At 57.2% G+C, this 10,829-nt stretch carries 11 protein-coding genes; 8 read left to right on the forward strand and 3 right to left on the reverse strand.

From position 1 onward, the window contains the following. Positions 1–350 precede the first annotated feature (350 nt). The 4 genes from M2Q46_RS16945 (at position 351) to M2Q46_RS16960 (ending at position 4,945) form a co-directional block, all read left to right on the forward strand. Positions 351–1,814, forward strand: a complete 1,464-nt coding sequence (locus M2Q46_RS16945) for a DEAD/DEAH box helicase (RefSeq protein ID WP_009460248.1) — start codon at positions 351–353, stop codon at positions 1,812–1,814. Between the two features lie 64 nt (positions 1,815–1,878). Beyond that, positions 1,879–2,502, forward strand: a complete 624-nt coding sequence (locus M2Q46_RS16950; RefSeq protein WP_009460249.1) for a LysE family transporter — start codon at positions 1,879–1,881, stop codon at positions 2,500–2,502. Positions 2,503–2,599: 97 nt separating this feature from the next. Further along, entirely contained in the window at positions 2,600–4,213 is a 1,614-nt protein-coding gene (locus M2Q46_RS16955) for a peptide chain release factor 3 (RefSeq protein WP_257723376.1), read from the forward strand. Between the two features lie 108 nt (positions 4,214–4,321). Continuing rightward, positions 4,322–4,945, forward strand: a complete 624-nt coding sequence (locus M2Q46_RS16960) for a hypothetical protein (RefSeq protein ID WP_009460251.1) — start codon at positions 4,322–4,324, stop codon at positions 4,943–4,945. A gap of 136 nt (positions 4,946–5,081) precedes the next feature. Here M2Q46_RS16960 and bfr read toward each other — a convergent pair whose 3' ends face one another. The 3 genes from bfr to M2Q46_RS16975 all read right to left on the reverse strand — a co-directional run bounded on the left by bfr (position 5,082) and on the right by M2Q46_RS16975 (position 7,114). Then, positions 5,082–5,558 (reverse strand): bacterioferritin, encoded by a 477-nt coding sequence (gene bfr / locus M2Q46_RS16965; RefSeq protein WP_302357676.1) that lies wholly within the window; start codon positions 5,556–5,558, stop codon positions 5,082–5,084. Between the two features lie 270 nt (positions 5,559–5,828). Beyond that, positions 5,829–6,116 carry a (2Fe-2S)-binding protein gene (locus M2Q46_RS16970; protein WP_223253970.1) on the reverse strand — a complete coding sequence of 96 codons (288 nt, stop codon included), beginning with the start codon at positions 6,114–6,116 and terminating at the stop codon, positions 5,829–5,831. 113 nt (positions 6,117–6,229) lie between these two features. After that, the gene (locus M2Q46_RS16975) at positions 6,230–7,114 is read right to left on the reverse strand and encodes a LysR family transcriptional regulator (protein ID WP_026483843.1); all 885 of its coding nucleotides are present in this window, start codon (positions 7,112–7,114) and stop codon (positions 6,230–6,232) included. A gap of 173 nt (positions 7,115–7,287) precedes the next feature. On the opposite strand from M2Q46_RS16975, the gene M2Q46_RS16980 reads away from it, so the two are divergent. Genes M2Q46_RS16980 through M2Q46_RS16995 form a run of 4 tightly spaced genes read left to right on the forward strand, consistent with a single transcriptional unit; the run spans position 7,288 to position 10,822 of the window. After that, positions 7,288–7,908: an isochorismatase family protein gene (locus M2Q46_RS16980; RefSeq protein ID WP_009460255.1), complete on the forward strand. Its 621-nt coding sequence runs from the start codon at positions 7,288–7,290 to the stop codon at positions 7,906–7,908. 35 nt (positions 7,909–7,943) lie between these two features. Then, positions 7,944–8,945, forward strand: coding sequence for a TRAP transporter substrate-binding protein (locus M2Q46_RS16985; protein WP_302357677.1), 1,002 nt, complete (start codon positions 7,944–7,946; stop codon positions 8,943–8,945). A gap of 58 nt (positions 8,946–9,003) precedes the next feature. Beyond that, the gene (locus tag M2Q46_RS16990) at positions 9,004–9,522 is read left to right on the forward strand and encodes a TRAP transporter small permease (RefSeq protein ID WP_026483845.1); all 519 of its coding nucleotides are present in this window, start codon (positions 9,004–9,006) and stop codon (positions 9,520–9,522) included. Between the two features lies 1 nt (position 9,523). After that, positions 9,524–10,822, forward strand: a complete 1,299-nt coding sequence (locus M2Q46_RS16995) for a TRAP transporter large permease (protein WP_302357678.1) — start codon at positions 9,524–9,526, stop codon at positions 10,820–10,822. The last annotated feature ends 7 nt before the right edge of the window (positions 10,823–10,829 follow it).

The raw sequence follows: 10,829 nt of genomic DNA on the forward strand, positions 1-10,829 counted from the left end.
AGAGCCCGGCGGTCCGTGCACGCCAAGCGTAAACCGCGTACCGCAGCATAACAAGTACGTCTATGGCGGCGCTTAACAATTTCTGTCAAATCCGGCAGGGCAATCCGCCTGACCGTTTACGTTTGAAGCAGGTTGTTTTAACGCTACCGCTCAAAATGATACAAGATGGTCAATGAGGATTTTTACTAATTTCACGCTATAATGGCAGATTGCGCAGCGCACCAATCACTGCGCCTCTTGCAGCAGGCGGCGTTCTTGCCCCTGCCGTGGCATTGTCGCCATAACAAAACACCTTAGCCTGGATTGGTAGGGCCCCAAAGAGGGCTTTTGGGCTAGTCACTGGAAAATTCTTGGACTCTCAAATCACTTTTGCCTCTCTTGAGCTGGCAGAACCTCTGTTGCGTGCTGTAACCGACGCAGGCTATACCCACCCCACCCCTATTCAAGCCCAGGCCATCCCCAAGGTCATTGAAGGTGGCGACCTGTTGGCTGCCGCTCAAACCGGCACCGGCAAGACCGCAGGCTTTACCCTGCCTATCTTGCACCGTCTGCTGAACAACCCTCAGCAAAACCGTAAACCAGGCCGCCCACGTGCGCTGATCCTGGCCCCTACCCGTGAACTGGCCGCCCAGGTTGAAGAATCGGTACGTTTGTACAGCCAGCACACCCGTCTGCGCTCGATGGTCATGTTTGGTGGCGTGAACATCAACCCCCAGTTCCATGCGCTGCGCAAGCCCCTGGACATTCTGGTAGCCACTCCTGGCCGTTTGCTGGACCACGTGCGTCAACGCACCGTGGACCTGACCGGCGTGGAAATCCTGGTGCTGGACGAAGCCGACCGCATGCTGGACATGGGCTTTATCCGCGACATTCGCAAGATCATCAGCCTGATGCCGGTTGATCGTCAGACTCTGCTGTTCTCGGCGACTTTCTCGGACGAAATCCGTGAACTGGCCCGTGGTTCGCTGAACAACCCTGACGAAGTGGCCGTTGCTGCCCGCAACACCACCAACGAACTGATTACCCAGCAAGTGATTCTGGCTGACCAGGCACACAAGCGTGACCTGCTGAGCCACATCATCCGCGAAAGCGGCTGGAACCAGGTTCTGGTGTTCTGCCGCACCAAGCACGGCGCCAACCGTTTGGCCGAAAAACTGTCCAAGGACGGTATGGCCGCTGAAGCCCTGCACGGCAACAAGAGCCAGGCGGCTCGTACCCGTGCGCTGGCCGGCTTCAAGAACGGCAAGGTTGTGGTACTGGTTGCCACCGACATCGCCGCACGTGGTCTGGACATTGATCAACTGCCTTACGTGGTCAACTTCGAACTGCCTAACGTTCCTGAAGACTACGTTCACCGCATTGGCCGTACTGGCCGTGCCGGTAGCGAAGGCGTGGCCCTGTCGCTGGTAGATCGCAGCGAAATGCGTTTGCTCAAGCAGATCGAGCGCATGACCCGCAATCCTATCGAACGCATCGTGGTGGAAGGCTGGACGCCTCCTTCGCGCGCCGCTCTGGCTGAAGAAGCCAAGGAAGACACCTACGCAGAGCGCCGCTTCAACAGCGCTCCTGGCGCTCGTGCTCCTGGTGCCCGTCGCCCTAACGGTGGTGGTCAAGGTCGCTCCGCTGAAGGCCGTGGTGGCAATGGCGAAAGCCGTCCGCGCCGTCCTGGCAACGACAACCGCCCACGTCGCAGCGCCGCTCCTGGCGGTGCAGGTGGTGGCGCAGCCCGTGCTGGCCAAGGTCGCCCCGGTGGCCGTCAGGACAGCCGCGGCCCGAACCGCAGCAACCGCAGTTCTGCCCAAGCCAAAGCCTAAACCCTGAAAAGGGGCTGTGCCTGCCAAAGGCGGGCACAGCGCCCGCCTTTGAACCGAGCACACCATGGCACTGAGCACCTGGCTCGCCTTTTTCGCGGCTTCCTGGGTTATTTCGTTTTCACCTGGCCCAGGTGCGATTTCCTCCATGTCCTCCGGCCTGAAATACGGCTTCAAGCGTGGCTACTGGATGGCGATAGGCCTGAATATCGGGATCATGATCCAGATATTCATCATCAGCCTGGGATTGGGCCAAGTCCTGGCGCGCTCGGAACTGGCGTTCACCACGCTTAAATGGTTGGGTGCCGCCTACCTGATTTATCTGGGCTGGAAGCAATTGCGCACCGACGCCATGCCGGTGCAGGTCACAGGCCAGGAACCCAGCGACTTTCGTATTCGCGATTTGTTGATACGGGGTTGCCTGATCAATATCACCAACCCCAAGGGTCTGGTATTTTTGCTGGCCATCATGCCCCAGTTTCTGGACTTGAACCGGCCCATGCCGCTGCAATACCTGCTGATCGCCATGACCCTGTGCTTTACGGATCTGGTGGCCATGGGTTGCTACACGTCGCTGGCCGCTCGCATGTTGCATTTGCTGCGTCAGGCCAGCCATGTACGGCTGCTGAACCGCGTGTTCGGTTCGCTATTTATTCTGGCAGGGACGGTATTGGCCAGCGTGTCGCGTTAGCCTTGTGCACGCATCAGCTTGCCCCCAAGCCCTGCTTTACGGATAATTCGCTCACTGTTTTCCACGCGCCAGACTGGCGCTGCCACAAGGATTTTCAATGTCGTCCGGTGACATACGCTCTGAAGTCAAGAAACGCCGCACCTTTGCCATTATTTCTCACCCTGACGCGGGTAAGACCACACTGACAGAAAAACTGCTGCTGTTCGCGGGTGCGATTCAGATTGCAGGTAGCGTCAAGGCTCGTAAAGCCAGCCGTCACGCCTCCTCGGACTGGATGGAAATTGAAAAGCAACGTGGTATTTCGGTGGCCTCCTCGGTCATGCAGATGGAATACCGCGACTGCGTCATCAACTTGCTGGACACCCCCGGTCACCAGGACTTCTCCGAAGACACCTACCGTGTGCTGACCGCCGTGGACGCCGCCTTGATGGTGATTGACGCGGCCAACGGTGTGGAACCGCAAACCATTCGCCTCTTGCAAGTGTGCCGGGCCCGCAATACGCCCATCATCACTTTCGTGAACAAGCTGGACCGCGAAGTTCAAGAGCCGCTGGATGTACTGTCGGAAATCGAATCGCACCTGGGCATGGAAGTAGTGCCGTTTTCCTGGCCTATCGGGATGGCACGTCGCTTTGGCGGTGTGTTCAATCTGCGTGCCAATCACATGCGTGTGTTCAAGCCCGGTCAGGAACGTCATGGCGAGGATGAAATCATCCCCGGCCTGGACAACCCTGTGATTGCCGAACGCTTTGGCGAGCCCTTTGCAAAGGCTCAGGAAGAAATCGAACTGCTCAATGCTGCAGCGCCCGAATTCGACCTGGACCTGTTCCTAGCTGGCAAGCAAACACCCGTTTTCTTTGGCTCGGCCATCAATAACTTTGGTGTGCAGGAAGTGCTGGACGCCCTGGTGGACCTGGCACCTTCTCCAGGCCCACGCGCTGCCTTGCAGCGCGAAGTGCAGCCTGACGAGCCCAAGTTCAGTGGTGTGGTGTTCAAGGTGCAAGCCAATATGGACCCCGCCCACCGCGACCGTGTGGCCTTTGTGCGCGTCAGCTCCGGCCATTTCAAGCGCGGGATGAAACTGAAAGTGTCGCGTACCGGCAAGGAAATCCGCCCCAATAACGTGGTGTCCTTCCTGTCGCAACGCCGTGAACTTCTGGACGATGCCTTTGCTGGCGACATTATCGGTGTGCCCAACCACGGCATCCTGCAATTGGGTGATGTGCTGACCGAAGGCGAAAACCTGCAATTTACCGGGCTGCCTTTCTTCGCCCCCGAACTGTTCCAGTCCATTGAGGTCAAAGACCCATTGCGCACCAAGCAATTGCGTACCGGCCTGACCCAGCTGGGTGAAGAGGGCGCCATTCAGGTGTTCCGTCCCCATATGGCAGGCGGCATGATGCTGCTGGGCGCGGTTGGCCAACTGCAGTTTGAAGTGGTGGCCCACCGCCTGAAAACGGAGTACGGTGTGGAAGCGCGCCTGTCGTCCAGCCGCTTCAATATGGCTCGCTGGGTAACAGCCAAAGACCCCAAGGACATGAAGAAGTTTATCGAGACCAACGCGGGCAATATTGCCTATGACGTGGTCGAGGCCATTGCCTTTTTAGCGACCTCGCCTGCGCAGTTGCGCGTGGCTCAGGAGCTGAATCCGGGCATTGAATTCCACGCATTACGTGAACATGGTGGACACGTTTTCGGGGATGCCGTCTAATTCTGTCACAAGAGCAGGGCCGACATTTCGCTACAATGACGGCTCTTTTCTTTTAATTACGCGCATCCGGCCGACCGGATTGCCCCTGATTCAACCGAGACATCGCTTATGCCCTGGCGTTTTATCATTGCTGTCTTGCTGCTGGCCGCAGGTGCTTCAGTGTGGGGCGGCCTGGAACTGGGGAACTGGCTAATCGCGCACGGCCCTGAAAAGTCCATGGCGGTCAGCACCCCCGACCCGTCAGACTTGCCTACGCTCGATGCCGATGGCAAACCCTTTACCGCGCAACCGCCGCAGCCTTTACCCAATGGTCGCCTGGGAGTGCCACAAGCACCCACCCCGATCGCTTGGGAAATCGACACGTCTACGCTGACGGAAGAAAAGCCACCTATTGCCTTGGCCACCACGTCCATTTCGCTGGAGCAGGCCATTCAAATTGCCATGACCGAGCAGAACCGGGAGTTGCAAGGGATTGCTCGCGTAAACCTGGGCGGCTCCGAGCCTATCCAGCCGGTAGATGTAGGCACGCCCCCACCACCGCCACCACAGGATATTCAAGTGGCCGGCAACAATAACGGTGCCTGGCAGGCACAACTGCAGCAAGAGTTGAATGCCTGTAGCCAAAAAGGCTTTTTCGATCGCCCAAGTTGTTCCTGGGATGCTCGCAACAAGTACTGCGGTCCGAACAATGCGTGGGGCAAGGTGCCTGGCTGCCCAAGCAAGTCCTTCTAAGCTTTCTGTAGTCGCTTCCCAGGCTACGCTGCCTTTGCAATTGAAGGCTTCGTATCCAAAGCAGGAAGCTGCCAAGGACAATAAAAAAGCACCCGTTAGTAACGGGTGCTTTTTTTTGGTCTGACCACACAAAGACTTATTCGTGGTCGCCCATCTGCGATTGCAGGTAGTTTTGCAGGCCCACTTTTTCAATCAGCTCCAGCTGTGTATCCAGCCAATCGATGTGCTCTTCGGTGTCGTCCAGAATCTTCAAGAACAAATCACGCGACACGTAGTCGCGGGTGGACTCACAGTACTCGATAGCCTCTACCACGGTCTGACGGGCAGCCTGTTCCAGCTTCAGGTCACAGCCCAGCAGTTCAGGCACGTTCTCACCGATCATGATCTTGTGCATGTCCTGCAGGTTGGGCAGGCCGTCCAGCATGAAGATACGTTCGATCAGCATATCGGCGTGCTTCATCTCGCCGATGGACTCGTCATACTCGTGTTTGCCCAGCTTGTTAAAGCCCCAATGGTTCAACATGCGAGCGTGCAAGAAGTATTGATTGATTGCTGTTAGTTCGTTCTTTAGCTGCTTGTTCAGATGCTGAATTACCACTTTATCGCCAAACATGCTGTTCTCCTGTAAATCTGACGGCGCTCCCCCCAAGGAGCCGCCGAGCCCCCACAAATGCTGCTCACGCCACAGATCGCACGCAGGCGCGATGCAGGCAAAAACACAGTGGGGGATGAATGTGACAGGCTACCATGCACGCATGTGCCATGGCTTAAAAAACAGCTAAACACCCAGAAAGCGTTGCACTTTTGGGTTAGTAACAGGACCAATAACAATCATTCCCACTAGCAATAGCGGGAATGGAAAATCCTGATCAAAAACACGCGCTTAGGCGCGGCAAACAAGACGGCCGAACTCAGGGGCAGGAATCAGGCTGTCGTTGGCAGCGTAATCCACCCGGGCGGTTTCAAGACTGGCAATCATGGTCTGATTGGCATAGCGTCCGCCGGGCAAATAGTCCTGAGCCGTTTCCGCGCAGCAGCCACAGCAAGACGCCACGCCAAGCTGACCTTGCAGGTCTGCCAGGCTGGAAGCGCCGCCACGTACTGCTTCTTGTACTTGACGCTCGGTGATCGCGTTACATATGCAGATAAACATGAGAACTATTATTATCAAGAATCTTGAAAATATCAAGAGTCATTCTCATTAAGAACTGTATTACACCGATAACGCCTTGGAAACGGCTTGCAGCCTGCCCTTGCGGTCTTGGTCTGAAAACGACAGTCGCATCAATTCTGCAGTAGATGGTCCATCAACAAGCGCGCGGCGGGCGACAAGCTATAGCGGCTACGCACGCACAAGGCCACGCGGCGTGAGGTCCAGGGCTCCTTGATCACGCACAAGGCCAGGCCCAGGCTTTGTACATAGGATTCGGCCACAGAACGTGGCAACACGCCAATTCCAAGCCCCGCCTCAATCATGCGGCACTGGGCGTCGTAACTGGTCACCTGCACGCGGCAACGCCAGGTGCGCTCCAGCTCGCTGGCGGCGCGTAACAGCAACAGATTGGGGTGACTGCCGGTATGCATACCTACGTAGTCAAAATCCAGCGTGTCGGCAAAGGCCAGTTCTCCCCGTCCTGCCAAAGGATGGGTAGCGGGCACCAGCAACACCAGCTCGTCCTGGCGATAGTCGTAGTACTCCACCTCCGCACTGCCTACACCGCGTATCAGCACGCCCAGATCGGCATTGTTATCGGCCACCGCCTGGGCCACTCCCGCACTGATACGTTCCTCCAGCGACACCCGCACTTTAGGATGCCTCGCCATAAAGGAGCTCAAAGCCTGCGGCAAAAACTGCGTGATGGACGACAGGTTGGCCGCAATCCGCACGTGCCCGGTAGCCCCGCCGGCAAAGTCGCGCATCAGCGCGCCCATGGCATCCATATCGTCCAGCAGGCGCTGGGACATGGCCGCCAATGATTTGCCCGCTGCCGTCGGATACACACCCTTGTTGCTGCGCTCGATCAGGGCTGCGCCCAGTTGCTGCTCCAGATCGCTCAGGCGCTTGCTGACCGCGGCAGGCGCAATATGAAACTGCTCGGCCGCCCCCGAGATGGTGCCGCGTTCCAGCACCAATAAAAACAGCCGTAAAGATTTGGGATCGATGTTCATAAGCCAGTATTCCATCCTAGGAAGGGCGGGTCGACAAGCACTCTGCCATCATCAATTGCGATAGCACCATCGCAATTTGACGCTGTACTCACGTCATTAGCGATGACAGACTACGCACATAATACGGAACCTGATTATTTAAGTCAGGAATAGAGAGTGAGGGGAGAGACAAGATGCGCGACAGCGACAATCTGAAAGGGGGCTTTGACGGCACCCTGCCCATGGGGCAACAACCGGCTTTGGTCGTTATCGATTTTCAACGCGGCTTTACCGAGCCTGGCTTGACGCCACTGGCCTCGAACTGCGACAGCCAGATCGAACAAACCAACACCTTGATTCGCGCCATGCGTGGCAAGGGTCGCGTTATTTTCACCATCATCGGCTACGAAGCCCATCTGGCCGACGCCAATCTGTGGCTGACCAAGGCCTCGTCCTTGCGCTGCCTGCTGCGTGGTTCGACTGCCTGTGAGCTGGACCCGCGGCTGGACTACGACCCCGAACAAGACATCATCCTGTACAAGACCCAGGCTTCCGCCTTTTACGGCACGCCGCTGCCCGCCTTGCTGGCCCATCAGGGCTGCGACATGCTGATTGTGGCCGGTGCCACCACCAGCGGTTGCGTGCGTGCCAGCGTGGTGGACAGCTTGCAGTCGGGATTTGCCCCGTTCGTGGCTGAAGATGCGGTGGCTGACCGCTCGGCAGCCCAACATCGCAGCAATCTGATCGATATGGCCAGCAAGTACGCCGAAGTCCTGCCCTCGGCAGACTTGATCGCTCATCTACACACGCTTTAAACGCGCAACAAAAAAAGAAACCACAGGAGACTCTCATGAAAAAAGCCCTGACAGCGGCGATGGCCGCCTGCACCCTGGCGCTGGGCATCTCGCCCGCCCAAGCCCAAGAAGTTGAACTGACTTTCTCAACCTATTTGCCTCCGGCCTACGAATACGCCTGGAAACCCATCGAGAACTTCGTTCAGACCGTGGAAAAAGAAAGCCAGGGTCGCATCAAGATCAACGTGTTCCATTCCGGTCAGCTGTTCGATGGCTACGAGGAGCTGCCTGCCTTGTCGCGCGGTGACGTGGATATCGTCAACATGACCAGCACGTACCCCAGCGGCACCGTGCCAGCGCTGAACATCTTTACCCTGCCATTCCTGTTTGACAGCACGGCCCACCTGAAGCGTGCCCTGGATCAAGGTCTGTTCAAGCTGGGTGCCGAGCAGGAACTGCGCGACACCCACGATGCCGTGGTACTGGGCCTGGCCCCTTGGGACCCGTACGAGTTCTACAGCCGCAAGGCACCGATCAAATCGGCCGCGGACATCAAGGGCAAAGTCTGGGCATCGACCAGTTCCATGGACGCACGCGCCCTGCAACTGCTGGGGGGCTCACCTACCGGCATGCCGTCTTCCGAGCTGTACCTGGCCTTTGACCGTGGCGTGATCGACGCCACCCCACGTCCCTTGCTGACCGGCATTGGCCGCAACCTGTATGAAGTGGCCAAGTACCTGTCCATCGCCAACTTCGGTATTGATGTGTCCGTGCTGACCATCAACCGCAAAAAGTGGGAATCCCTGCCACCTGATCTGCAAGAGATCATCAGCAAGGCCGCCCGCCAGCGCGACGAAGAACAGTTTGAGCGCGTGAACGCCTTTGTAGGCCAGGCCCTGCAACGCTACGAGCAAGCCGGTGTGACCATCAACCGTGTTGAGCCCGCTCAACTGGCCGAAATGCGTCAGCAAACCCAAGCCGCCATTGATGAATGGAGCAAGCAGGTTGAGAACGGTCCCGCTTATCTGGAACTGATCGAAAAAACCCGCCAGCCCTGATCACGCGTGACTGCGCGCCGGACCACAAACCGGCGCGCATCCCTCGTGTGGAGACACCATGAATCCACTTATTCATTTTCTGGGCGCATTTGCGCGCGGTAGCAATCGGCTCGCCATTCTGGTGGCCGAAGTTGCACTGGCCGCTCTGATGATTGCCTGCACCTACGGCGTCATTGCACGCTACGTCTTTAATAGCCCCAGCATCTACATCACCGAAGTGTGCGTGTACTTGCTGCTGGTCTGCTCCTGGCTGTCCATCGGCTGGGTTCACCTGGAAAACCGCCACGTCAGTGTTGAAGCCTTCCACATGCGCTTCTCGCCACGCGGCCAGCGCCTGGCCACCTGCATTTCGCAGCTGTGCATCTTGTTCTTCTGCCTGGTGCTGCTGTGGGCCGGTATTTCCGTGGTGGAAACAGCGATTGCCCGTAACTACCGCTCGGCCTCCATGCTGCGTTTCCCCCTGTGGATTGCCTACGGCATGATCCCGCTGGGCGGCACCTTGCTGGGCCTGGCTACTCTGCGCCAGCTGTTCATCCCGAACAGTGTGGAATCCAACGACAGCATCAAGGAGTTCTGACATGGATTCCATGCTCATTTTCAGCCTGATGATGGCCTGCTTTGCCATCCTGATGGTTATCGGCACCCCCATTTTTGCCGCACTGGGTGTCGCCAGTATTTCCGGCATTCTGATGAAATCCGGCCTGGGCGGCCTGGACGTCATTCCCGCCACTTTGCACCGAGGCATGGCCAGCTATTCCCTGATCGCCATTCCGCTGTTCATTCTGATGGGTGAGGTCATTGCCCGCACCAGTATTGGCGGCAAGCTGTATCAGCTGTTCTATCTGTGGCTGAACCGCCTGCCCGGTGGTTTGGCTGTAGCCAGTGTGGGCAGCTCGGCCGTTTTCGGTGCCATGAGCGGGGTCAGCGTGGCGGGTGCCGCCACGATTGGTCGCTTTGCCATCCCAGAAATGCTCAAGCGTGGTTACTCGCCCAGCCTGTCTGGCGGCACGATTGCTGCGGCCGGTGCCCTGGCTTTGCTGATTCCACCCAGCATTGGCTTTGTGCTGTATGGCGAAATGGCGGATCAATCCATCGGCAAGCTGTTCATTGGTGCCTTGCTACCCGCCTTGATGGTCACCGTCATGATGGTGATCTATGTCGCTCTGGTTGCGATATTCAAGCCAGAGTCCGCACCGCGCAATTCGGAAGTCGTTACCTGGGCACAGAAACTGGCCGCCCTGAAAGACATCTGGGCTGCTTCCTTGCTGATTCTGCTGGTGCTGGGCACGATCTATCTGGGTATTGCTACTCCGACAGAGGCGGCCGGTATTGGTGCTGCAGGGGCATTCATCATTGCCATTGCCTACAAGGAAATGAACTGGCGCACGGCTTTGCAGATCCTGCGCTCCACCGCCGTCACCAGTGGCATGATTTTGCTGATTCTGGCCGCAGCGCTGCTGTTTGGCTACATCATGACCCGCTTGATGATTCCGCAAAAGCTGGTGGCCCTGATTACGGCATCGTCTCAGCCTGCCTGGGTCATTCTCCTGTTTGTGCTGTTGTTCCTGATTGTCGTGGGCATGTTCCTGGATATTGTTTCTCTTATCCTGATCACCACACCTGTTTTACTGCCTGTAATTGTGGCGCTGGGCTACGATCCATTATGGTTTGGCATTGTGATGATTATTGCCTGCGAAATGGCCGTCATTACGCCGCCGGTGGGTTTGAACCTGTATGTGATCAAGGGCATTGCCCCACAAATATCGCTACAGCAGATTACACGCGGGGCTCTGCCCTTTGTGGTACTGGAAATTTTGGCGATTGTGATTTTGACAATCTTCCCCGAAATCATTCTTTGGTTACCCAGAACGCTTTAAAAAATAA

The sequence above is a fragment of the Alcaligenes sp. YSL9 genome, from assembly GCF_030515105.1.
Lineage (GTDB): Bacteria > Pseudomonadota > Gammaproteobacteria > Burkholderiales > Burkholderiaceae_B > Alcaligenes > Alcaligenes phenolicus.

Bases quoted from the DNA above. Each gene is read 5' to 3' on its own strand.
- bfr (WP_302357676.1), bottom strand. From the start codon at position 5,558: ATGTTTGGCGATAAAGTGGTAATTCAGCATCTGAACAAGCAGCTAAAG.
- M2Q46_RS16990 (WP_026483845.1), top strand. From the start codon at position 9,004: ATGAATCCACTTATTCATTTTCTGGGCGCATTTGCGCGCGGTAGCAAT.
- M2Q46_RS16960 (WP_009460251.1), top strand. From the start codon at position 4,322: ATGCCCTGGCGTTTTATCATTGCTGTCTTGCTGCTGGCCGCAGGTGCT.
- M2Q46_RS16980 (WP_009460255.1), top strand. From the start codon at position 7,288: ATGCGCGACAGCGACAATCTGAAAGGGGGCTTTGACGGCACCCTGCCC.
- M2Q46_RS16995 (WP_302357678.1), top strand. From the start codon at position 9,524: ATGGATTCCATGCTCATTTTCAGCCTGATGATGGCCTGCTTTGCCATC.
- M2Q46_RS16955 (WP_257723376.1), top strand. From the start codon at position 2,600: ATGTCGTCCGGTGACATACGCTCTGAAGTCAAGAAACGCCGCACCTTT.
- M2Q46_RS16985 (WP_302357677.1), top strand. From the start codon at position 7,944: ATGAAAAAAGCCCTGACAGCGGCGATGGCCGCCTGCACCCTGGCGCTG.
- M2Q46_RS16975 (WP_026483843.1), bottom strand. From the start codon at position 7,114: ATGAACATCGATCCCAAATCTTTACGGCTGTTTTTATTGGTGCTGGAA.
- M2Q46_RS16950 (WP_009460249.1), top strand. From the start codon at position 1,879: ATGGCACTGAGCACCTGGCTCGCCTTTTTCGCGGCTTCCTGGGTTATT.